This window comes from Bacillus sp. JZ34 (assembly GCF_053903205.1).
In genome coordinates, this window is sequence record NZ_CP096403.1 from 492135 (window position 1) to 515239 (window position 23105).

The following is a 23105-nucleotide window of genomic DNA, read 5'->3' on the forward strand; positions in this document are numbered from 1 at the left end:
ATGCTTGATGCTCAGCAAATTAAAGAAATCATTCCCCACCGCTATCCCTTTCTGCTGGTAGACCGTGTGACAGAAGTAGAGGAAGGAAAACGGGCAGCGGGTTATAAAAATGTGACAGTAAATGAAGAATTCTTTAACGGACACTTTCCGGATTATCCGGTGATGCCTGGCGTTTTGATTGTTGAAGCGCTTGCGCAAGTGGGTGCCGTGGCGCTTTTGATGAAGGAAGAAAACCGCGGAAGGCTCGCGTTTTTTGCGGGAATCGACAGCTGCCGCTTCAAAAAGCAGGTCAAACCGGGCGATCAGCTCCATCTTGAGCTTGAAGTGCTTCGTTTCCGCGGTTCCATCGGCAAAGGAAAAGGAGTCGCGAAAGTGGATGGAGAAGTGGTGTGTGAAGCCGAATTGATGTTTTCTCTTGGCGAAAAACAGGAATAACGCAAACAGAATGGGTTTCCGTAAAAGCCCATTTTGTTTTTTTATCATAAAAGAGAAAAGGTGATCATTCATGTGGAAAGAATTTAAAAGCTTTGCGATTCGTGGAAATGTAATCGATCTTGCAATCGGGGTTATCATAGGAGGCGCCTTTGGAAAAATCGTAACTTCGCTTGTCAATGATTTAATGATGCCGCTCCTCGGTCTTCTGCTAGGAGGCCTGGATTTTTCAGCGCTGTCGTTCACATTTGTTGATGCCGACATTAAATACGGGCTGTTCATTCAGTCGATCGTCAATTTCTTTATTATTTCGTTTTCCATTTTTCTATTTATCCGTTATATCTCTAAGCTGAAGAAGAAGGATGCCGAAGAAGAAAAAGCTGCTCCTGATCCGCAGGAAGAATTGCTTAAGGAAATACGGGATTTGTTAAAAGAGCAGACGAAACGCTCTTAGAGCTATAGCGAAAAGGCTGTCCGGCGAAGACAGCCTTTTCTATATATTTTGTTTAAATGCTTCAAGAAGCCGGTCTCCGGAATATCCTTCTTTCATTAAATCTTCCAAGATCTTGTCGGAGCCTTTCCTCAGCTTTGAGCTGACCATTTTGCCGTCCAATAAGACGGAAACATGCTCGCCTAGTACCGTGATCTTTTTGACCTTCGCTAACAGCTGTGCGGGGCGGTTGCTTTTTTTCGTGATCGTTACATATGTTTTCACTTCTTTGCCTTCCTGAAGGAGGTATTCGAAAAAATACCGGTATTCTTTCGAAACCAGCCCCTCAACCATCCAGTGGTTTTCTCCGTCTTCTTTATTAATGATAAGGCCGTCGATCAGCGGGAACTCCTCGAGCCGCTTTGAAGTTTCATCCTGGCGGACAATTTTTAAATCAATAAGCCTAAAGGTTTTCACTAGTATCACCTCACAAGCTTCCATAGTTGTATAACCATTATAGCACATTCGCTTGGAAGAACTCTTGACCCTGGTTTGTTTATGCAATAGGAGCATATTCGTATTTTAAATTTTGCAAAAAGTATTTTATAATGCTTTATTTTTATTTATACTTTAGGTGATATTGAGCAGGAGGTGACTTATGAACCATTTTTTCTTAAAAGAAGTATTTGTGATCGCAAGCAATCCAGCTGCTGACTGCCGTCAATATATGCCTATGATTTGCTTTTCAGCCGGAAACAAAAAGCACGAGATCAGCACGTATGCCAATGAAGGCATCGTGTTTCGCTATGAAACAAAAGACAGAATGGAAATATACGAATTTCAAGTAACGATTAAACAGAAAGAGTTGTCATTCCGTTTGTATGCTTGGGACGGGGGCTCATATGTCCGCGTATACTCAGAGCGGTGGCTGGCATCTCCTGTTTTTTTTCAGTTTCTGAAAAATACGTATTTCTCAAATAACAATGAGATGATTTTTTTAATTAATGGCAGAAAGAAACAAAAATTATGACGCGAACCCGGGTTTTTTCCGGGTTATTTTTCTTTTATGATGATTTTCCTTAAATACCGATCTCTTATAAACTGGGGATACCCGAACAGGAAGGGAGGGACGAAATGTTTAATGAGATCATGCTGGTCGGGCGTTTGACAAAAGATCCCGAACTTCGGTACACATCTGACGGTGTCCCTGTTGCAAATGTGACGCTGGCTGTCAGCAGGCCTTTCAAAAATGCAGCAGGCGAAATTGAAGCGGACTTTGTCAATTGCACCCTGTGGCGCAAAACTGCCGTGAATACAGCCGAATATTGCGAAAAAGGCTCCATCATCGGGCTGAGCGGAAGAATCCAGACTCGCCAATACGTCAATTCAGAAGGCGAACGCGTCTTTATTACAGAAGTTGTCGCCCGATCAGTCAGATTTTTGGGAGAAAGCCGAAAAGCCCATGAGCCGTCGGAAGCTTAAACCGTAAAATTCCTTCTGCAAACGCCTTTCTTAAAAAAAATCAATTACTATCCCCAATTTTATCCCCCTTATGACCGGTTTTTAATGACCGGTTTTTTTATTTTAGACAAAAAATAGACAAATTTAAATTGACGCCCAAAAATTCCGTATGTATAATGTAAGCGAATACAACGACAAATGACAAATGCTTGCACAAATGTGCAAAAGAAGGGTGATCTTATGGAAATAAAGGATGATAAACGCCTTCTGATCAAAGTCTGCAAAATGTACTACGAAGAGGATATGACACAGAGCCAGATTGCAAATGCAACAGGGATATACAGAACAACTGTCGGACGTATGCTGAAAAAAGCGCGCGAGGAAGGAATCGTTAAAATCACGATCGATGACCATGTCGGGACACACTACGATTTGGAACGGGAGCTCGAACAGCTGCTTGGGCTTAAAGAAGTGTACATATGCGACGCAAAACCGGAACAAACATCTGAAGACAAGAAGAAACTCGTCGGCAAAGCCGGTGCCGAAATCTTAAAACGCGTCGTGAAAGACGGAGATACGGTAGGCTTTGCATGGGGGACGACGATGGCGGGAATGATCGGGGAGTTTCACGGCGTAAAAAAACGGAGCGCTTCATTTGTGCCGCTTGTCGGCGGTCCGGGCGCCATGGATACGAAATATCACGTGAACAGCATCGTATACAGCATTGCCGGTGACTTTGGAGGAACGCCTTACTTTATAGACGCGGCAGCCGTTGTCGAAAAAAAAGAAACGAAAGAGGAAATCGTCAAGTCCCACTATTTTAAAAAAATAGAAAGTCTGTGGAACGGCCTTACCGTGGCAGCCGTCGGGATCGGAGCGCCGCTTAGTTCTTCAAATATGATCTGGACCGGATTTTACGGCGATCAGGATATCGAGCGCCTTGAAGAAAAGCAGGCGGTCGGAGATATATGCTCGCGTTTCTTTGATCGGTCGGGAGCGTTGGTAGAAACAGAGATTCATGACAGAACCATCGCGATAGACATCAAGAGGTTAAAGAATTTGGAGTATTCCATCGGTCTTGCTGAATCCCATGAAAAAGTCCCTTCTATTATCGGGGCTGCAAAAGGCCGTTATATTAATATTTTGGTGACAACTGCCGAAACAGCCAGAGAAATTGCCGAGGAGGTAAGAAACCAATTATGATCATTTACTTTATCATCGCCCTTGGAGCTGCATGGCTTCTCCAAAGTATTTTTGGTTTTTTGCAAATCAGGCATTTCAACCGAACATTCGCCGCATACAGATGTATGGGAAGAGTCGCGGTCGGAAGGAAGACCGGCTTATTCAGAGCCGGAACGGTCGTCCTGTTTGTCATTGACAAGCGCAATAAAATTTTGAAGGCGTCAAAAATGCAAGGTGTCACTGTCTTTTCAAGAATCAAGCCTTTAAAAGGGTTTGAAGGAAAGTATTTGTTGAAGATCGGACAAGCGGAGCTTGTCCGGCACGACCGCCTCACACGGCTCGCAATTGAAGATGCCTTGAAAACATTCGACATCATCACGAAAGGGGGTGATGTCCCGCAGAAGAAAACGCGGCTTCAAAAACTGATGAGCTTTCAAATCAAAAAAAGAGGTGAATTATGAAAAACGTAACATGGCTTGCGGAGAAGTTTATGGACTTATTCAGACATGGCGGAGAAGTGTTTGTCAGTATGCTTACAGACATCGTTCCTTTATTGATTATGCTTCTTGTCGCCATGAATGCCCTGATACGCCTGATAGGAGAAAAGCGCGTCGAAGCGCTCGCGAGGAAGTCGGGAAAAAATCCATTAACGAGATACATGGTTTTGCCTGTCATTGGTACGTTCATGCTTGCAAATCCAATGACGCTGTCGCTTGGCAGGTTCTTGCCTGAAAAATACAAACCGAGCTATTATGCGGCTGCATCCTATTCTTGTCACACGCATAACGGACTTTTCCCGCACGTGAATCCGGGCGAGCTGTTTGTTTTCCTCGGGATTTCCGCAGGAATTACGACGCTGGGGCATGAAACGACCGAGCTCGCTCTCCGCTATCTTCTGGTCGGGATTGTAACAAACTTTCTCAGGGGCTGGGTAACGGATATGACAACGGCTTATGTCGCGAAACAGCAGGGCATTGCCTTGAAAGATTCGATTGATCTTAAATAAGAAAGGCGGTTTACAGATGAGTTCCTATCGTTCGGTTGAAGTTTCAAAAGGGCCGGGAGGGTTTGGCGGGCCTCTGGTGATCACGCCTGATGAAGAGAGAAATAAAATCGTGTACGTCACCGGCGGAAACAAACCCGATTTTGCGGATCATTTAGCTGAGCTGACGGGGTGCACCCTGGTCGACGGCTTTAAAACGACAGTACCCGAAAACGAAATGGCCGCTGTGATCATCGACTGCGGAGGGACGCTGCGCTGCGGACTTTACCCGCAAAAGCGAATTCCGACGATCAATGTGATGGCGACCGGAAAAAGCGGGCCGCTTGCCGCCCATATTACAGAAGATATATATGTTTCCGGAGTAAAAAAAGAGAATATTAAACTGCTGGGAGCTGTGGAGGAGCCTGAACAGTCTAATATTCCAGAAGAAAAACAAATGCAAAATAAACAAAACCATTATAGCACAGAGAAAAAAATTAGTGAACAGCAGTCGCCGAAAGGGATGATGGCGACAATCGGGATGGCCATGGGATCGGTCGTCAGCACGTTTTATCAAGCTGGACGGGAAGCGATTGAAACCGTTATCAAAACAATTCTTCCGTTCATGGCTTTTGTGGCTCTATTGATCGGCATCATTAAAGAGTCAGGCATCGGAGACATTTTTGCCAAATATTTATCACCATTTGCAGGGTCACTGCCCGGATTGCTATTAATCTCGCTTGTTTGTTCATTTCCGCTGCTTTCCCCGTTTCTTGGACCCGGGGCGGTGATTGCACAAGTTGTCGGTTCGCTGATCGGCGTTGAGATCGGCAAAGGAAACATTCCGCCGAATTTGGCGCTGCCGGCGTTATTTGCGATCAATTCGCAAGCAGCTGCCGACTTTGTTCCGGTCGGCCTGGGTCTTGCGGAAGCGGAAGTCGAAACGGTTGAAGTCGGGGTGCCGTCGGTGCTGTATTCGCGTTTTTTGACTGGGGCGCCAACCGTTTTCATTGCTTGGCTGGCCAGCTTTGGCATGTATGACAGCTGAGGTTTTCTTAAGGAGGGAGAATTATGGTCATGCTGTATGAAACAAAAATAAACAGAATCGGAGATCAAGCAACGGCATTTTCAGATGAAAAGATGCTTATATTATTCGGCGAAGGCGCTCCGGATGAATTGAAAGATTATTGTTTATCAATTGATATAAAGCCTGTAGAAGGCGACTTCAATGAAGGCGATAAGCTCATACTGGGCGGCGAGTCCTACAAAATCACAGCCGTTGGGGGAGCCGTTCGCCAGAACCTGGCGAATCTCGGGCATATTACGCTGAAATTTGACGGATCGGCTTCAGCCGAGCTGCCGGGAACGCTGTACCTTGAACGAAAGGAACAACTGCCGGAGGTTTCAGCAGGAGACTGTATTCAAGTTAAAAGATTCTCATAAGGAGCGGGTGCAATATGGAGATGAATAAAGGAAAAGTGGCATTGATATGCGGCGGCGGCCAAAGTCTCGGAGAAGCGCTGTCCTACCGCATGGCAGAGGCGGGATATAACATCGCGGTCGCAGACATCAACGGCGAGAACGCCGAAAGGACGGCTGAACATGCAGCCGGTCAATACGGGGTCAAATCGCTGTGGATTCAAGCAGATTTTACAAAAGAAGCCGATGTGGAAAAAATGATCGGCAGGATCACGGAGGAATTCAATAAAATCGATGTGATGGTGTACAGTGCGGGAATCGCCAAAAGCAATAAGATCACAGATTTTGAGCTTGAAGACTGGGAACGGACCATCGAAGTCAATTTGACCGGGTATTTTCTTTGCGCGAGGGAAACGTCGAAGGTCATGATTGAGCAGGGAAGCGGGTCAATCATTCAAATTAACTCCAAATCGGGAAAGGTCGGCAGCAAACATAATACAGCTTATTCAGCTTCCAAATTTGGAGGTGTCGGTCTCACTCAAAGCCTCGCGCTCGATCTTGCCGAACACAACATTCGCGTGAACAGCATTATGCCGGGAAATTTGTTGAAATCGCCGATGTTCCAAAGCTTGATTCCGCAATACGCGAAAAAGCTCGGCATTCCAGAGAGCGAAGTAGAGCGCGTGTACACCGAAAAAGTGCCGCTCGGACGGGGCTGTACGTATGATGACATCGCCAATGCCATCTTATTTTACGCTTCTGATCAAGCATCCTATATGACGGGTCAGTCGATTAATGTAACCGGAGGGCAGGTCATGCATTAAAACACGAGGGGGAAGCGATGATGAACATGCTGATTGATTCAGCGCATATACCGGAGATTGAAAGATTGCTGGATTCATTTCCCGCTGGCGGCGTCACGACAAACTCGGCGCTGATCGCAAGGGAAAAGCAGCCCTTTAAACAGCAGATTCAAGATATTCGGCGGCTCCTTCCCGAGCATCTGCCTCTCCATGCCCAAGTGATCGCCGACCATTGGCGGGATATAGCCGATCAGGCGAAGGCGCTCTATAACTGGATGGATGGAAACGTGTCGGTGAAGATTCCGGTGACGGCTCAAGGACTTTACGCGATCAGAGAGCTCGCGGCTGAAAACATCCAGACCACCGGGACAACGGTTTATACCGCTGCACAGGCTGTTCTGGCCGCAAAAGCCGGCGCCTCCTATGTCGCGCCGTATGTCAATCGTATTGATCAAGAGTATGGTCATGGGGCGGGCGTTGTCAAAACAATTGTCGACTTATTTAACACATACCATTTAAATTGCAAAGTGCTTGCGGCAAGCTTTAAACATAACCGTCAAATTCTTGCCGTCATGGAAGCGGGGAGCCACGAGGCGACAATCAGCCCTGAGCTTTTAAGCCATTTGGCTGATCATCCGGCTGTAGACCGTGATATCCATGCGTTTCGTGAAATTTGGCACTCTCAATATGGATCATTTTCATTTTAGCATGCGAGCCTGAGGACCGGGAAACCGGACTCAGGCTTTATTTTTACTTATAATTACTTATGTGTTCTTGATTTATTCTGTGTAATAACTTATAATCACTTATAAATAATGAATTTTACTTGTGTAAAGAAGGAATGATCGAGTGTATCAAGAGGAAAGGTTAATTTCCATCATCGACTATTTAAAAGAGCGTAAACGGATTTCCGTTGAACAAATTTGTTCTTTATTCGGAGTTTCAAGAGATACGGCAAGGCGGGATCTGGTCAAACTGCAGGAGCAAGGCGCTATTATCAGAACAAGGGGAGGGGCGATTCTGCCTACCGTTCATGATGAGGTCAAAGACTATTCGGGCAGGCTGGGCATGGTTTCCGAAGAGAAAAGCATGATCGGAAAAGCAGCCGCTTCTTTAATCAGAGAAGGCGACCGTATGATTTTGGATGCTTCCACGACAGTCCAATCGTGCGCCGAGCATTTGCCGGATGTCAATTGCACGATCATCACCAATTCGATTAACCTTGCGGAGGTTCTTTCCTCAAGAAAAGGTGCTGATATCCACCTGCTTGGAGGGAAGCTTCAAAAAGAGCACCGCTTTTTGTACGGCGCCTCCGTCATTGAAAAGCTGTCATGCTATCATGTTGATAAAGCGCTGATCGGCGTGGTGGGGGTTTCCGAACACGGGCTTACAATTGCCCATGAGGAGGATGGAATGGTGAAGCGGAAAATTATTTCCCAAGCGAAACAAGTCATAGCGCTTGCCGACCATTCGAAAATTGGGAGAACGGATTTTTACCGGTATGCTGAACTCAGTGACATCGACCTTCTCATTACAGACCGGCTGCCGCCGAAACCGTTTCAGAAACTGCTTGATGAACATGATGTGGAGCTGCTCGTGGCTGAACATCACGATATTTAAGGGGGAAAACAGCAGATGAAAATGATTGCGGTCGATTTAGACGGGACGCTGTTAAACAGTGAAAGCAAGATCTCAAAAGAAAACATCGATGCGATTAAAAAAGCGCGGGAACACGGGATTGAAGTAGTAGTTGCCACAGGGAGAGCATCCTTCGATGTTCAAACGATTTTTGAGCCGACAAGTATTAAAACATGGATTATTAGTGCCAACGGAGCGGTGATTCATGATCCTGAAGGCCGCCTTTACCACTCGGTGCCGCTTGACAGGAAACGGGCGGAAGGAATTCTTCAATGGCTTGAAGAAAAGAATTACTATTATGAGGTATTCAGCGATGAAGCGATCTTCACGCCGCAAAACGGCCGCGAGCTGCTTGACATTGAGCTGGACCGCTTGAAAAGCGCAAATCCCGGGGCCGATCTTTCAAGACTGGAACTCGCTGCTGAACAGCAGCTCAGTCAAAACGGATACGCGTACATCAGCTCCTATACCGACCTGTTTTTAGCGGGAAAAGATGTCAATGTATATAACATATTAGCTTTTTCTTTTCATAAAGAAAAACTGGAAACGGGATGGCAGCGATTTAACGATGCGCAAGATATTACGCTTGTCACTTCAGCCGAGCATAACTTTGAAATTGAGCATCTTCAGGCGTCAAAAGGGCTGGCGTTGGAAAAGCTTTCACGCAAGCTCGGCATTTCCCTTCAGGAAACAGCTGCCGTCGGAGACAGTCTCAATGATTTTTCGATGCTGAAGATCGCGGGGAAAAGCTTTGCCATGGGCAATGCGCGCGAAGACATTAAAGAGATGGCTGATGAGGTGACGCTCACTAATGATGAAAATGGCGTCGCTCACATCCTGAATCAGCTGATTGAACAACAAGTCAAACCGGTTTAATTCGTACATCCTTTCAATTCGGCGTGATGCCGGTACATGGCAGCGTAACGATTGAAGGAGTGCGGTTAAGCAGCGGATGTTATTGATCCGCGGGCCGCCGACAATGTCGGCGGCCTTTATTTATTTTAACGCTGACTCGTGAACTATGAAGTATTATTTTCGTTACTTTTTATTCATTGTTTGATATGGTGATGTTTGTTACTATTTAACTATTATTTCAAATTCCAAGAATGGAAGGTGACTTTATCATTAGTTTAAATCCTCGAATTTAGAAAAAGATACTAGAACTCATTGAAAAAGAGTAAATAACAGGTGATCGATTTGGATAATCAAATGAGCATAATGTATGAGAAAGCAGAGCGGCTTTCAAAGTGGGGGAAAACAAAGGAAGCCTTGAAGGAAGCAGAGCAGTTTTTATCCAACTACCCCGACTCACACGAAGGCTATCAATTGCTTTCAAATATATATTTTAATGCGAAAGAATATGAAAAAGCGGTACAGTTTGCAAAAGAGGCTTTAAATTTAGATCCGATGAACTTTGAAATTTTGGCTGTCTTAACTCTTGCATACTATGAATTGGGATTGTACGAAGAGCATGAGGAAATAAATGAATTAATGATTTCAGAGTACCCTGATTATCACTACACTTATGCAATGCACGCTCAATTTCTTTTCCATGATAAAAATGAGTATGAAAAATCGCGTTTTTATATAGAAAAGGCAGTGGAATTAGAACCTGACGATCCTTTTTCTCTTGTCGTATACAGTGAAATTTTGGCGGTGTTTTTTGAGGATGGATTATCAAGGGCGTGTTCAGACAGAGCGCTTGCCCAAAATGCCGATGATGCCATGATCACGGGAATGGCTGCTTCTGCGGCGTATAGAAGAGGAGATTATGCACAAGCCTTGACTTTAAATAAAACAGCTCTACAAATCAATCCGAACAATCCAGGGATTGTACCCAATTTAGCGTTATACAACATGTGTAATTTTTGGTTTATGAAATACCCGTTGAAAGTCAGGCGCTTCCATGAGAAGCTGCGTGTTAAAAAACCGGTGTTGTTTTGGCCGCTTCTAGTCATCGTGACATTGGTCTTCAAGTGGCTTACGATTCCATACCTGTTTGTCGTCTACAGTACACCTTATATGATGAACGGGCTGGCGGGAGCCTTCATGCAGCGAAAATTGCCCGAACAAATGCGAGGTAGTTCGGTCCTCACATTTTTGAAGTACACACCGATTTGGATCCTTTTTGTATTGCTGATTATTGTGATAGGGATCATATCATTCTTATACAGATTGATATTTTAAATGAGTGAAAGAGTGGAAATAATGGAAATACATAAAGATAAACCGGGAACTCTATTTTTTGTTTTTTTCGGACTGCTCAGTTTTGTCGGCACGATGTCTTTGTATGACCGATTTGGGAATCTTCAAATGAAAATGCTGGCGGCTTCCGACAACTTGCTTTTTTGCTCTGATGTAAGCATATTTTACAGCCTGTTGCTGACCTTCATTTGTATACCTTACACCGTTAGAAAAGTGATAACTTCCAAAGGCTATCAGGGGCGCTTGCAGCTGCCTTTATCCTTGATTCTTCTAGTGGTAGGGCTGACGCTGCTATGCAATGCTTTTTTTCAATATCAAAATATCGGGAAAAACAGCATTGTCATGAGAGAAGGGCTAATTTCCAGCACCAAACATTACGATATGGAAGATGTCACTTCTGTCCATGCCTATTATCAAAAAGGGTTTAAAGGGGCACTTTACCTGAAGTATGATCTGACGTTAAATGACGGAAAAAAAATCGATGCCGCCTTGTCCGACGAGTTTTACAATAAAGCTGATGAACTTGATAAGCTCCTGCAGCGGCAAGGAATACATATTGAAAGAAGCGGAATCAAAAAGAAAGATCAGGCCCAGCTAGAAAAACATGCGGGTTCCAAGGCGAACTATAAAGTGGTGAAAAGGATCTTAACCGGTACAAATCATAGATAGGAAGGATAAATATGAAGAGGGATGATACGGAAAAACGCGCAAAGGTGAAAGTCATTCAGTTTGATCAACATCAACATGCTTTAACCGAATTAGAACAACACTGTGAAACTTTTGCTGATGTCGGCGGATTAGAAGATATTAAAAAGAAAATCAACATGGACTTTATTTTGCCTTTGCAAAATCCTGAGTATTTTAAAGCGTTTGGAAAAGCGACGGGGGGAAGTCTTCTTCTGTTTGGCCCGCCGGGATGCGGCAAAACATTTATCGCGAAAGCGATTGCCGGCGAGATCAAAGCAAACTTTATACACTTGGAGCTTCAAGCGATATTGTCCATGTATGTTGGGCAGAGTGAACATAATCTGCATGATATTTTTGAAAAAGCGCGTGATAACAGTCCTTGCGTTCTTTTTATTGATGAGCTTGATTCGATCGGGGGGAATCGGCAGGGAATGAGCCAGCATCATGACAGGGTGCTGGTCAATCAGTTGCTGATAGAATTAGATGGTTTAGGGACGTTTAATGACGGTGTGTATGTGATCGGTGCAACGAATACACCGTGGTATTTAGATCCTGCCTTACGCCGTCCCGGCAGATTTAATAAGATGGTATTTATGCCGCCTCCATCTGAAGAAGAACGTGTCGACATTTTAAATTTAAAGCTGTCCGGCAAGCCGCATGATCAGATTGATGTACTGAAAATTGCCAAAAAGACTTGCCATTTTTCGGGGGCTGATTTAGAACAATTGGTCAGCGATGCTTTAGATCAGGCGATCGAACGGTCGCTTCAGCAAGGAAAGCTGTCGCCTGTCCATCAGACAGATCTTGAAAGCAGCCTTCAAGGGAGAGTGCCTTCAACGCTTGAATGGTTTTCAACAGCGAAAAACTATGCCATGTTTAGTGATGCGAATAAAGCATATCAATCCGTTCTTGATTATATGAAGAGAAATAAGCTCAAATAGGTGACCTCCGCATTTTAAAGTGTCACCCGGTCAAGGAGAATGATAAGTATGAAAAAGCCGTTTCAATTACCCGAAAAAATGGCCCGATACCGCGGGCAATTTGAACAATCAGCGCGGGATTTTTTGAAGCTGGACACGAGAAAAGGAAAAACAGGCCGATATGAAAGCAAACTGGCCGGAGATCCTTATTTTCCAAAGTCTGAACAGTATCCTGTCGATTCACAGGGAAAGCCGATGAAACTGCTTGCGCAAATTAATTTTTCAGACATGCCCCGCCTTGAGAATTTCCCGGAATCCGGTATTCTGCTTTTTTTTATCTCTGTCAGTGATGATGTTTACGGATTGAATTTTGATGATCCGTGTGAACAGTCGAGTTTTTGCATCAAGTATTTTGAGAATGTCATCGAAAATGAAGACGAGCTTGTCGACGATTTTTCGTTTGTGAAGCTTGAGGATGAGCTGGCCTTTCCGATTGAATGCGAATCCTCACTCACACCTGACACAGGGTCTGAACTTGTCTCTGCGTCCGACTTTCAATTTGAGCGATACGCGGGAAAGGGTGCTTGGACGTTCTTTGAGCAATTCGGCGATCAAGAGGAAACGGTGTTCGAAGAATACAGTGAAATGTACGGCGGCTTCTCCCATAAGATCGGGGGCTACGCAGCCTTTACGCAAGATGATCCGCGGGAAGGCGATTATCCGGATCATACCGTTCTGCTATTGCAAATTGATTCTGATGAGAACATTGACGCGATGTGGGGAGATGTCGGGATTGCCAATTTTTTTATAAGGCCTGATGATTTAAAGAATAAGGACTTTTCAAACGTATTATATAATTGGGACTGTCATTAACACAAAAAACAGCTGTCTATTTCAGACAGCTGTTTTGTTTAACCTGTAATAGCCGAAGCGTTCAGGGTAAATAACTCCTCTAGTTCATGTTCGGAAAGCTCGGTGATCCAATTTTCGCTTTGGATGATTTGATCGTTCAGCGATTGCTTCGATTCGAGCATGTGGTCGATTTTTTCTTCAATTGTGCCGGTGGTGATCAGTTTATGAACGTGGACGAACCGTTTCTGTCCGATTCTGTAGGCGCGGTCTGTCGCCTGATTTTCAACCGCGGGATTCCACCATCTGTCATAATGGATGACGTGATTGGCGGCCGTCAAATTGAGGCCTGTGCCGCCAGCTTTTAATGATAAGATCAGAATCGGAAATTCCTTGTTCTGAAACTGCTCCACCATTTTGTCCCGTTCTAGCTTGGATAAACTGCCGTTCAGAAACTTGACCGGTTCGCCGAATGATTTCTCGAGCAGGCGTTTCATCATATCTCCCATCCCGAGATATTGGGTGAAAATCAGGCAGCTTTCATCGCTTTCGCGAATCGTCTTCGTCAGTTCCAACAGTTTTTCGAGCTTGACTGACCTTCCGTTAAGGAGCTCGCTCCCGGTCTCTTTTAAGTAAAGGGCAGGATGACCGCAGATTTGTTTGAGCTTGCCGAGCATGCTTAAGATGAGAGCTTTACGCTGCATTCCGACGAGGCTTGACATATGTTCAAACGTATCTTTGACAAGCTGTTCATATAGTGAGGCCTGTTCTGCCGAGAGCGGGATGAACTCTTTTTCTTCCTGTTTTTCAGGCAGGTTGAGCGCGACTTCCTTGTCCTGCTTTGTCCGCCTTAATAAAAACGGTTTGATCAGCTGCTGGAGCTGTTCGATCCGTTTTTCGTCGCGGTCTTTTTCAATCGGCAGGACAAATCGCTTATGGAAGCTGCCAAGGCTTCCGAGATAGCCTTTGTTCATGAAATCGTAGATCGACCACAGCTCCGTCAGGCGATTTTCCATCGGAGTCCCGCTGAGCGCGATATGATGCATGCCTTTCAGCTTTCTGATTGAGCGGGATTGCTTCGTGTGCGCATTTTTAATATTCTGGGCTTCGTCAAGGCAGATGCAGTTCCAGGCGACGCTGCTGAGATCGTCAAAGTCGGATTGGGCGAGGCCGTATGACGTCAAGACGATATCTGCATCTTTGTAACATTCCTGAAACGCTTCACCTTTAGGGCGTTTTGGCCCGTAATGGAGCGCCGCCGTCAGGTCGGGCGCGAAGGTCTCAAGTTCGCGCTGCCAGTTCCCGAGGACGGAAGTCGGCGCAATGATGAGAGATGGCGTTTGTTGTCCCTGTTCTTTTAAATAGGCGAAATAGGCGATCATCTGGATTGTTTTTCCAAGACCCATATCGTCTGCCAGGCAGGCGCCGAAGCCGCAGTTTCTGAGAAAGATCAGCCAGTTCAAACCGTCTTCCTGATAAGCCCTGAGCGTTCCGTCAAAAAATTTGCTGACCGGGTATGACGGGAGATCATCGCGCTGGCTCAGCTTTCTGATCATGTTTTTCAGCTGATAGGACAGTTCAAACCGCACCTCGCTGAATGCGGAAGCATCGAACAGATCATCATCCTCGCGGGTTTCGCTCCGCTCCGTCAGCTCGCGCGCCAGGATGTCAGACATATGAAGCCCCTCTGTTTCTGCTCGCTCCATCAGCTTTTTCATTTGTTTGATAAAATTCGGATCGATTTTAATCCACTGCCCGCGTATGTTGACAAGCCGTCTTTTATTGGCGACAAGCTGCTCGAATTCTTCTTCTGTGAGTTCGATTCCGTTCGTAGCAAAACGCCAGTTGAAGTCCATCAATGCATTCATTCCGACAAAGGACTCGCCGCGGGGAGCCGATGACACTTTCGCTTTCAGCAGCATGTTGCTGTCTCTGACGATTTGCCACCATGACGGCAGCAAAATTTCAATCCCCATGCTGACAAGAGTTTCGCTTGCTTCGGATAGGAAGATCCATGCTTCCTCTTCCGTTAAAAGCGTCGTTCCCGAGTCGATCGTTAGCCACGGCACGATTTGGCGGAATCTGTCTTGTTCCCGGGCGATTTTATCAGCGTATGCCTGCCACGATTTTTTCAGCCTGTTCAAGCCTTCAAAGAACTGAATGGCTCCGCTTTTTTTGTCGCGCAAAAACAGTTCGATTTTCCAATCGTCTCCGTCAAAGTCAGGTTCATTTAAGCGGAGTCCGACAGTAAACGGCATAGGGTTTTCATGCCAGCCGATCGTTTCAAGAAAATCGTCTTCATCAAGAAAGTGGCCCTGAAATGTGGTGACGGCGGGAGAATGTGCGACAATCGATTCCCATTTTGCTTTTAACTCGTCATTGTAGTTGATGTAGTCTTCGACAGCGTGTGAAAACCATTCAGCTGTATAGCCTTCCAAAATCCCTTCTTTATCTTTCCAACGCAGCACCTCTTGCTTCCATGCTTCATAGTCGGGAAGAAAATCTTCATCTGCGATAAACTCATAAATGGTGGAAGCCGTTTTCATCAAAGGTTCGGTTTCCTCGGTGAGATTGATGTCGCTGTACGAATTAAATGAGTTTTTGCCGAGAAATTCGACCGCCATCCACGGAGACAGCAGAACCGCTGGAGTCTCTAAACCGGCATCTTCGAGAAACGTTCCGTAAAAAGACGATTCGTGCCACTGAAACAAATACCTTTCCATTTCATTCCGCGTAAGAAACTGATGATCCTCGTCATGACAAGATAAAATGAATGTATAGTCTTCTGATTGTTCGACATGTATCACGATTTCCTTAAGACTCGCCATCGATCAACTTTCCTTTCTTAAGTTCCTCCTGGAAGGCTCTCAGCCGTTTATAGCGAGCTGAAAACTGCTCCATAAACCGGTTCCAGACATCCTGTTTTTTCGATTTCTTATAGAGGGTGCGCAGCTTTTTTAATTGTTTGACGGCTTCTTTGTAGCTTGAGCGGTTTTTTTGTTCAACCAGCCCGGAAATTTCTCTGTGATAGGAAGGAATCAAAGCTTCAGGGGCTGCTGCTGCGATATCTTTCAAGGCGTTCTGTCCGATCTCAGAGATAGAAAAACCGACAAGGCTGTGGATCTCCATCCACTCCGTAAAGCGGTTTTTGTTATATAAAAAATGGCTGTATTCAGTAAACGTATAAGGAAGGCACTTTTTGCAGTACCGTTCATATACATGCTCTTCTTTTGCGTTTTTGCTGTAATCGCTCAGAAACAGGAAGAATTCGCTTAAAACATCGCGTATTTCCCGGTACGGTTTATCCAGTCTGCAGAAGCCGGATGCAAGCTGTTCAAGGTGTTCGTACCATTTTTTAAGGCGCTTCCAGTCTTTTTTGGCGGTCATGACGCTGAGCCATTGAAATGTATAAGGAAGAATCTCAGGTGAAAACGATCCGGCTTGATCAAGAATCACATCGTCGTTTTTCAGCAGAAATTCAAGATGCAGCCTGCCGAATTGTATTTCAGGCGACGGCTCCAGATCGTTCAGCACATCGAGCTCCCGCTTCAGCCAGTTTGGCCGGGACAGAAGCGCACTCCAGATTTCCCCGAAAATCCGCAGCCTTTCATACTGAAAAATGTCTTTCTTGAGCAGCAGTTCCCGAATCGCGCCGGGGGTTTTTTCTAAAAACGGATCAAGGGAGAACGATAGCGCATATGTTTTCAGTTCATCGATTGAGCTGTAGATCGTGTCCATCAGCTGTTCGATATAAGGATTCAGCGAGTAAAAATCTTTTTCAGGATCAATGCGCCCTTTCTCGACGAGCGAATGCATGGCAAGCCATGTCGCAAGAGCCGCGTGGATTTGGTACATTTTTTTCAGCTCCGGCTCCGCAGGCGTCCGCTTTTTTAAAGCTGAAAAATACCCGTAGTAAAGGTATTGCATCGTTTGCTGGTTTTTAGGCGTATGCTCTTCCCATCGTCTGAACTCCGTTTTGAAAAACGATGTCCATTGATCGAGCGTGTGGCTGCGGGGTTTCATTCCACGCTGAAGCTGTCCGAGAATATCCCTGTTTTCGCGGCGTTTTTGCGCTTCTTTCCAAAACTCCGTAAACGTTCCCAATCGATCATATTGTGCATACAGATATAAATAAACGGCAAGCACATGCCGGCAGATGTTTTGAGCAGGGCAGGAACAGCTGCTTTTTTTAACGTCGGCGAGGTCGATGAAGACCTTCACCGGGACCACATCCTGAACGTAAGCACTGACCGTATGCCCGCTCATCGGCTTGACCCGATAGACGGAATCCTGTCTGTATAAAATAAGGGCTTTTTTCATGAGCTGAATGTTAGCTTCTGTGCACGGCAGTACATGCTTAAACTGTTCAGCTGCATCCATCACAACCGTTTTTGAAATCATGTCTTGAAGCATGTCTATCGCTCCTAACCGAATGGCTTTTAAAAAGTTTCCAATCTCTCTATTATAGCTTAATCAATCCGTCCAAAAAAGATTTTCTCAGGAAAAGGACATAAAAACGGATGGCTGTCGAATAATGTAATAGACTATGGCAAATTGATTCTTTACATCATATAATTTGAAATATAATCAGAAATGTTTTAATTTATGGAATCTGAAAGGAAAAGGATATGGATGACAAGGAATTGAATCAGGAAGAATTTTTGAGAATTCTTATGCATGCGTATGACATTGGTGAAAAATCAAAAGACATAACGACGAAAGAACTTCTTGAAGATCTCATTCTTCATATCAAAAATGGATATACGACGTAAAAGGTGTGCAAACTTCGGTTTGCACACTTTTTCGTTCAGCAAAAAGCGCGCAGGTCCTGCAAAAGTCGATATTTAATACCATATAAAGACGCGATTTCCCCGGTATCTCCCGTTATTTGTCAGGATTCATTTCTTTCGGAAACGAAAGAACCATGTATAATCAAAGGGAGGTGTTTAATTTGCTGAAAATTTAAATAAATACGCGAATCCTAGAGGGAGGCTTTTATGAGAGATCATATCGGCTTTAAAGATGTGTTCATCATTTTGAAAAAAAGATTCGTTCTGATCGCACTGATCACCATTGCGGCCGCTCTGTCCAGCGCTGCCGTCAACTTTTATTGGCTCACACCCGTCTACCAGGCATCCGCCCAAATCCTCATCAACGGCCGTCAAACGTCGAACTTCACCGATATTCAGACCAACCTTGAGCTAATCAACACTTATAACGTCATTATGAAAAGCCCGCTCATCTTAAATAAGGTTAAAGACGAACTAAACCTGCCGGAAACGGCTGAAGACCTGAAGCAAAAAATTACGGTTATCAGCGAAAATGAATCACAGATTGTCAGTATCTCCGCGACTGACAAGGATTATTCCAAGGCGGCGGACATCGCGAACACGGTCGTCGCCGTATTCCAAAGGGACATTGACGGCATTATGGGTGAAAATACCGAAGTCAGCCTTGTTGCGAAAGCAAACCCCGAACATTCGCCTGCTCCCGTCAGCCCGAACAAGAAGTTCAACATCGCTGTTTCTACAGGATTCGGCCTGCTGTTTGGTGCAGGGCTTGCATTTTTACTCGAGCTTTTGAAAAATACCGTTCGAAATGAAGAAGACATCGAAAAAGAGCTGAACGTTCACGTGTTGGGAAATATTCTGTATGTAAAACCGAAAAAAGGACAAGCCCGGAAGCTGGAAAGCTTTATCGGTAAAGACCATACGATCTAAAACGGGAAAACACGGGGAGGCCGCCTATGATCGATATTCATTGCCATATTCTAGCGGACATTGATGATGGGGCAGCATGTATGTATGACAGTATAGAAATGGCTAAACAAGCCGCCCGTCAAGGGATTCATACGATTATCGCCACACCTCACCACCGAAACGGTGTATACGAACACCAAAAAGAGGCCATTCTGGCAGCTGTTTCGAGTTTAAAGACGCGGGTGCAAAAGGAAAACATCCCGGTGCTTATTGCTCCCGGACAGGAAATCCGCCTGTACGGCGAATTGAAGCGTGATCTTGAGCGCGGCAGACTGCTCAGCCTCGCCGGCACAAAGTATTTGCTGATTGAACTTCCTTACCACCATGTTCCGCGATATGCCGAAAAGCTGTTGTTCGATCTACAGTTAAATGGTTACATTCCGATTATCGCACACCCCGAGCGGAACCTTGAATTGATGGAGAATCCTGATCTGCTGTACCGCCTCGTCAAAAACGGCGCGTGCGCCCAGCTGACATGTTCAAGTCTTACAGGCCGCTTTGGCAGAAGCGTGAAACGGCTCGCCCGCCGCTTTCTTGAAGCGAACCTCGTCCACTTTATCGCATCAGACGCCCACAACCTCACGAGCCGATCTTTCTTTTTTGATGCAGTGGAAAGCGATTACGGCAGCGATTTCTTATACGTGTTTACAAAAAACGCGGGCCTTCTCCTGGAAAACCGGGAGATTCATAAAGAAACACCCCGTCCCGTCAAAAAGAAAAAGCTGATGGGCCTGCTGTGAAAGGTTGTTCACAAAAGCCCGTCAGCCAGAATATCAGCGCCGGTTATGCGGCGCTGATTTTTTATATCATCCGTTAGAAAGCGACCGGACATCCCTCTCTACAACAGCGGAATGACAAGCCCGCCGTAAGCGAAGGCGGCCACGATCAGGAAAGCCGGATGGACGCGGAACTTCGTCAAGGCCGCCAAAGAGATCAGCGCAATGACAAGTGATTGAACCATGCCGATCGACCGGATCGCGTCTCCGCCGATTTCCCATGTCAAAATAAGCATCATCACGGCGATAACCGGCTGAACCGCCAAAGTCATTCCTTTGACGACCGGCGACTGGCGGTAGCGGCCGATCAGCTTGAGCAGCAAAACGAGCGCGATGGCCGAAGGCAGCACAGTTGCGATAAGAGCAATGAAGACACCGGGCCATCCGAGCACGCTGTAGCCGACATAAGCGGCGATTTTTGTCGCGATTGGACCCGGCAGTGCGTTTGCGAGCGCAAGCATGTTTGAAAATTCTTCTTTTGACAGCCAGTGAAAATGCTGAACAACTTCTTCAAAATTAAGCGGAATTGAAGCCGGACCGCCCCCGTAGCCCAATAAATTTGCAATAAAGAAAGCCCAAAATAAATAAAAGATGATCATGAAGCGGACACTCCCTTATCCTTTTCCCGGGCCGCTTTTCTTTTTAATTTAAAGTGGAACGCGCCATACGTTAAAAACAGGATGACAATGATGCCGGGATGGATGGAAAACACCTGAAGACCCAAAAATGCAAGAATAAAGAAAAGCACGCCGGCAAGCAAGCCGAAGCCTTTCAATGCTTTTTGCCCAAATTCGTAAGCCATGATGCCGAGCATGACGGCGATGACAGGGGTAACAGCGCCGATCATGCCGCTTACGATTTTGGAGTGGCTGAGCACATTAACGGCTGCGAACAAGGCGGCCATCGCAACGCACGTCGGCAAGATATGGGCCGCTGTAGCCACGACAGCGCCCGGAACGCCTTTGACTTTATGACCTAAATATGCCGACATTTTTGTAGCGATCGGTCCGGGCAGCGCATTGGCAATCGCCAAAATTTCCCCGAATTCATCATCATCGATCCATTTGAACTTTGAAACGGCTTCATGACGGATCAGCGGGATAACGGACGGTCCGCCGCCAAATCCCAATATCCCCGTTCTTGTCATTGCGATGATCAGTTCCCGGTAAGGGTGCTTCATTTCGCGTTTCCTCCTATTCCGTTAAAGCTTCATTCCCATTCGGCTCTTATATCGTTTAATCAGCATCTGGCAGTCGACACTCACGACGCCTTTCAGAGGGTACAGGCGCTTTGTCAAAAATTCCTCCATCTCCTGATCATTTGCGAAAATGCCGTGCATATGCAGTTTGCTCGGCCCTGTCATATGATAGAGGCTTGTCACGGCGGGCTCTCTTTCTAAAGCAACGGCAACAGCCTCTAAATATTGGGGTTCGACTTCAACATTGAAAAACACCGATACATGAATTCCAACTTTGACTGGATTGATGACGGCTGTGAATTTTTCAATGATGCCTTCTTCAATCAAGTTGTTGATCCGCGTTTGTACGGCAACTCTTGAAAGTCCCACGCGCTTTCCTAAATCCGTATAAGAGATTCTTCCTTCCTCATGCAAGATCGAAAGGATTTTTTTATCCGTTTCATCAAGAATTAAATTTGGCATATGGTAGTCGAGGCTCACAAATGTCCCTTCCTTTCTGTTTGGTCATGATCATACGAAATTGCTTGTCAATCGCGTTATAAATGAACATTTTGTAAATTGTATCATAATACGGATTTCGATATGAATCATTTTAACGTTTTTTTAATACTTATTGAAAAAGGGTTGTTAGTTTTTCTTCCCTGAAAGTAGCGCCTCCTTAAACGGGCCACTATACTTCAAAGACAAATGGATGCTTGAAAGAAAGGAAGAGAGCTATGGAGAAACTGAAGATCGGTTCGAAACAAATGGTTGTCAGTCCTCATTATCTCGCTTCGCTTGCAGGGAACAGCATCATGGAGAAGGGAGGAAACGCGTTTGACGCGGCTGTGGCAGTAAGCGCGTGCCTTGCTGTTGTCTATCCGCATATGACAGGACTCGGAGGGGATGCTTTTTGGCTGATGTATCACAAAGGAAGCGGTGAGATCAAAGGATACAATGGCAGCGGGCGGTCGGGGCGGAAAGCGGACCGGAATCAGTATAAAGGAGAGCGTGCCATTCCGGTCAGGGGCATGAGCAGTGCGATTACCGTGCCGGGGATGGCGGACAGCTGGGCCGAAATACTGGCGGCATACGGCCGTTTATCGCTTCGGGAGGTGCTGAAGCCGGCGATCATGTATGCAGAAAAGGGTTTCCCGGTCTCGCCGGATCAATGTCAAAACACGGTGAAAAACGCTGAGTGGCTTTCCGGTATGCCGATCACTGCAGATATTTATCTTCCGGGAGGAAACCCGCCCACTCCAGGTGAGCGCTTTGTGCAAAAAGAGCTCGCGCGCACTTTGGAGATGATCGCTGAGAAAGGAAGAGACGCCTTTTATAAAGGGGAAATTGCCCAAGCTTCAGCAGCCTATCTGCAAAACAACGGAGGCATCTTGACCCTGGAAGATTTCGAGCGGCATCAAGGGGAATGGGTATCTCCGCTTTCCTCTACATACAGAGGATATGCGATCTATCAAATGCCTCCGAATTCACAAGGATTTACCGGTCTTATGGCATTGAATATTTTGGAAAACTACGACTTTGGCATGATCGAGCACGGCTCTTTCGAATATTATCACCTGCTCATCGAAGCATTGAAATTAAGTATTTCCGACAGCAATAAAGTATTGACTGACCCGGCATTTTCCCAAATACCGCTGGAGCGCCTGCTTGACAAAGGGTATGCGCGGGAGCTGGCCGCAAAAATCGGACTGTCGGCTCTTCAGGCGGAGAGCCGGCCGCTCGGCAGTGATACGGCTTATGCTGCAGCAGTAGATGAAGACGGGAATGCTGTTTCGTTTATCCAAAGTTTGTATTTCGAATTCGGCTCAGGTGTGACAGCTGGAGATACCGGCGTCATTTTGCAGAACAGAGGGTCGTTTTTCTCGCTTGATCCTGACCATGTCAATACACTGGAGCCGGGAAAAAGAACTTTTCATACGCTGATGCCCGCCATGGCGTTCAAAGGCGGCAAGCCGAAATTTCTTTACGGAACGCAGGGGGGAGAAGGACAGCCGCAGACACAGACGGCTCTTATCACGAGAATGATAGATTACGGGATGGATCCGCAAACAGCCGTTCATGAACCGAGATGGCTGTGGGGCAGAACATGGGGAGAACGGGTGGAAGGTGTAAGAATAGAAAGCAGAGTGGCGCCCGAAGTGATTGAAAAACTGCGTAAGCATGGGCATCATGTAACCGTTGTCGGCGACTTTGACGGTGTGATGGGTCATGCCGGCATTATCGAGATTGATGATCGAGGTTTCCTGAGAGGAGGAAGCGATCCGAGAAGCGATGGAGCGGCAATCGGCAGTTAACTCCGTTTTCAAAACGCGCAAACGTCAACATGAGAAAAAAACCCGTGAACAAGGAGGATTTGTCCGCGGG

Annotated in this window: 27 protein-coding genes; 21 read left to right on the top strand and 6 right to left on the bottom strand. The window is 45.9% G+C overall.

Annotation, left to right across the window (positions count from 1 at the left end):
• The gene (gene fabZ, locus M1D90_RS02380; protein WP_003185902.1) at window positions 1-435 is read left to right on the top strand and encodes a 3-hydroxyacyl-ACP dehydratase FabZ; all 435 of its coding nucleotides are present in this window, start codon (window positions 1-3) and stop codon (window positions 433-435) included.
• 70 nt (window positions 436-505) lie between these two features.
• Complete coding sequence (gene mscL / locus M1D90_RS02385) at window positions 506-886, top strand: large conductance mechanosensitive channel protein MscL (protein WP_023857132.1); 381 nt, start codon at window positions 506-508, stop codon at window positions 884-886.
• Between the two features lie 39 nt (window positions 887-925).
• Here mscL and M1D90_RS02390 read toward each other — a convergent pair whose 3' ends face one another.
• Entirely contained in the window at window positions 926-1339 is a 414-nt protein-coding gene (locus M1D90_RS02390; protein WP_020453206.1) for a YwpF-like family protein, read from the bottom strand.
• Between the two features lie 181 nt (window positions 1340-1520).
• On the opposite strand from M1D90_RS02390, the gene M1D90_RS02395 reads away from it, so the two are divergent.
• The 15 genes from M1D90_RS02395 (at window position 1521) to M1D90_RS02465 (ending at window position 13032) form a co-directional block, all read left to right on the top strand.
• Window positions 1521-1892 (top strand): hypothetical protein, encoded by a 372-nt coding sequence (locus M1D90_RS02395; RefSeq protein ID WP_023857133.1) that lies wholly within the window; start codon window positions 1521-1523, stop codon window positions 1890-1892.
• A gap of 104 nt (window positions 1893-1996) precedes the next feature.
• The gene (ssb, locus tag M1D90_RS02400) at window positions 1997-2344 is read left to right on the top strand and encodes a single-stranded DNA-binding protein (RefSeq protein WP_020453204.1); all 348 of its coding nucleotides are present in this window, start codon (window positions 1997-1999) and stop codon (window positions 2342-2344) included.
• A gap of 219 nt (window positions 2345-2563) precedes the next feature.
• Window positions 2564-3526 carry a sugar-binding transcriptional regulator gene (locus tag M1D90_RS02405; protein WP_020453203.1) on the top strand — a complete coding sequence of 321 codons (963 nt, stop codon included), beginning with the start codon at window positions 2564-2566 and terminating at the stop codon, window positions 3524-3526.
• Window positions 3523-3966: a transcriptional regulator GutM gene (locus tag M1D90_RS02410; protein WP_020453202.1), complete on the top strand. Its 444-nt coding sequence runs from the start codon at window positions 3523-3525 to the stop codon at window positions 3964-3966. Before M1D90_RS02405 ends, M1D90_RS02410 begins: the two co-directional genes overlap by 4 nt.
• The gene (srlA, locus tag M1D90_RS02415; protein ID WP_020453201.1) at window positions 3963-4511 is read left to right on the top strand and encodes a PTS glucitol/sorbitol transporter subunit IIC; all 549 of its coding nucleotides are present in this window, start codon (window positions 3963-3965) and stop codon (window positions 4509-4511) included. The genes M1D90_RS02410 and srlA overlap by 4 nt, the downstream gene beginning before the upstream one ends.
• 16 nt (window positions 4512-4527) lie before the next feature.
• Window positions 4528-5535: a PTS glucitol/sorbitol transporter subunit IIB gene (gene srlE / locus M1D90_RS02420; protein WP_020453200.1), complete on the top strand. Its 1008-nt coding sequence runs from the start codon at window positions 4528-4530 to the stop codon at window positions 5533-5535.
• A 23-nt stretch (window positions 5536-5558) separates the two neighbouring features.
• Window positions 5559-5930, top strand: coding sequence for a PTS glucitol/sorbitol transporter subunit IIA (locus tag M1D90_RS02425; RefSeq protein ID WP_020453199.1), 372 nt, complete (start codon window positions 5559-5561; stop codon window positions 5928-5930).
• A 14-nt stretch (window positions 5931-5944) separates the two neighbouring features.
• On the top strand, window positions 5945-6730 hold the full coding sequence (gene srlD / locus M1D90_RS02430; RefSeq protein WP_020453198.1) for a sorbitol-6-phosphate dehydrogenase: 786 nt from the start codon (window positions 5945-5947) through the stop codon (window positions 6728-6730).
• 20 nt (window positions 6731-6750) lie between these two features.
• On the top strand, window positions 6751-7416 hold the full coding sequence (locus M1D90_RS02435; RefSeq protein WP_456283113.1) for a transaldolase family protein: 666 nt from the start codon (window positions 6751-6753) through the stop codon (window positions 7414-7416).
• Between the two features lie 142 nt (window positions 7417-7558).
• Window positions 7559-8329 carry a DeoR/GlpR family DNA-binding transcription regulator gene (locus tag M1D90_RS02440; protein WP_023857137.1) on the top strand — a complete coding sequence of 257 codons (771 nt, stop codon included), beginning with the start codon at window positions 7559-7561 and terminating at the stop codon, window positions 8327-8329.
• A 15-nt stretch (window positions 8330-8344) separates the two neighbouring features.
• On the top strand, window positions 8345-9223 hold the full coding sequence (locus M1D90_RS02445; RefSeq protein WP_095291475.1) for a Cof-type HAD-IIB family hydrolase: 879 nt from the start codon (window positions 8345-8347) through the stop codon (window positions 9221-9223).
• A gap of 321 nt (window positions 9224-9544) precedes the next feature.
• Entirely contained in the window at window positions 9545-10534 is a 990-nt protein-coding gene (locus tag M1D90_RS02450; protein ID WP_142300497.1) for a tetratricopeptide repeat protein, read from the top strand.
• Window positions 10535-10555: 21 nt separating this feature from the next.
• Entirely contained in the window at window positions 10556-11221 is a 666-nt protein-coding gene (locus tag M1D90_RS02455; RefSeq protein ID WP_035337847.1) for a hypothetical protein, read from the top strand.
• An 11-nt stretch (window positions 11222-11232) separates the two neighbouring features.
• Window positions 11233-12180 (top strand): ATP-binding protein, encoded by a 948-nt coding sequence (locus tag M1D90_RS02460; RefSeq protein WP_025810669.1) that lies wholly within the window; start codon window positions 11233-11235, stop codon window positions 12178-12180.
• 48 nt (window positions 12181-12228) lie between these two features.
• Entirely contained in the window at window positions 12229-13032 is an 804-nt protein-coding gene (locus M1D90_RS02465) for a YwqG family protein (RefSeq protein ID WP_096748362.1), read from the top strand.
• A 38-nt stretch (window positions 13033-13070) separates the two neighbouring features.
• Here M1D90_RS02465 and M1D90_RS02470 read toward each other — a convergent pair whose 3' ends face one another.
• Window positions 13071-15836 carry a DEAD/DEAH box helicase gene (locus M1D90_RS02470; RefSeq protein WP_456283114.1) on the bottom strand — a complete coding sequence of 922 codons (2766 nt, stop codon included), beginning with the start codon at window positions 15834-15836 and terminating at the stop codon, window positions 13071-13073.
• On the bottom strand, window positions 15823-17421 hold the full coding sequence (locus M1D90_RS02475) for an SWIM zinc finger family protein (protein WP_096748361.1): 1599 nt from the start codon (window positions 17419-17421) through the stop codon (window positions 15823-15825). The genes M1D90_RS02470 and M1D90_RS02475 overlap by 14 nt, the downstream gene beginning before the upstream one ends.
• 215 nt (window positions 17422-17636) lie before the next feature.
• Between M1D90_RS02475 and M1D90_RS02480 the strand changes: the two genes are divergently transcribed.
• The 3 genes from M1D90_RS02480 to M1D90_RS02490 all read left to right on the top strand — a co-directional run bounded on the left by M1D90_RS02480 (window position 17637) and on the right by M1D90_RS02490 (window position 19507).
• Window positions 17637-17780, top strand: coding sequence for a hypothetical protein (locus tag M1D90_RS02480; protein WP_020453188.1), 144 nt, complete (start codon window positions 17637-17639; stop codon window positions 17778-17780).
• A 225-nt stretch (window positions 17781-18005) separates the two neighbouring features.
• On the top strand, window positions 18006-18728 hold the full coding sequence (locus M1D90_RS02485) for a YveK family protein (protein WP_020453187.1): 723 nt from the start codon (window positions 18006-18008) through the stop codon (window positions 18726-18728).
• A 26-nt stretch (window positions 18729-18754) separates the two neighbouring features.
• Window positions 18755-19507 (top strand): tyrosine-protein phosphatase, encoded by a 753-nt coding sequence (locus M1D90_RS02490; RefSeq protein ID WP_023857145.1) that lies wholly within the window; start codon window positions 18755-18757, stop codon window positions 19505-19507.
• Window positions 19508-19605: 98 nt separating this feature from the next.
• Here the strand turns inward: M1D90_RS02490 and M1D90_RS02495 are convergent, their stop codons facing one another.
• From M1D90_RS02495 to M1D90_RS02505, 3 genes are read right to left on the bottom strand one after another with little or no spacing between them, the layout of a single operon-like run.
• Window positions 19606-20142, bottom strand: coding sequence for a chromate transporter (locus M1D90_RS02495; protein ID WP_020453185.1), 537 nt, complete (start codon window positions 20140-20142; stop codon window positions 19606-19608).
• A complete protein-coding gene (locus M1D90_RS02500) occupies window positions 20139-20723 on the bottom strand; it encodes a chromate transporter (protein WP_023857146.1) in 585 nt (194 codons plus the stop codon). The genes M1D90_RS02495 and M1D90_RS02500 overlap by 4 nt, the downstream gene beginning before the upstream one ends.
• 21 nt (window positions 20724-20744) lie before the next feature.
• On the bottom strand, window positions 20745-21203 hold the full coding sequence (locus tag M1D90_RS02505; protein WP_206761243.1) for an Lrp/AsnC family transcriptional regulator: 459 nt from the start codon (window positions 21201-21203) through the stop codon (window positions 20745-20747).
• Between the two features lie 254 nt (window positions 21204-21457).
• Between M1D90_RS02505 and ggt the strand changes: the two genes are divergently transcribed.
• A complete protein-coding gene (gene ggt / locus M1D90_RS02510; RefSeq protein ID WP_075212731.1) occupies window positions 21458-23035 on the top strand; it encodes a gamma-glutamyltransferase in 1578 nt (525 codons plus the stop codon).
• Window positions 23036-23105 lie beyond the last annotated feature (70 nt).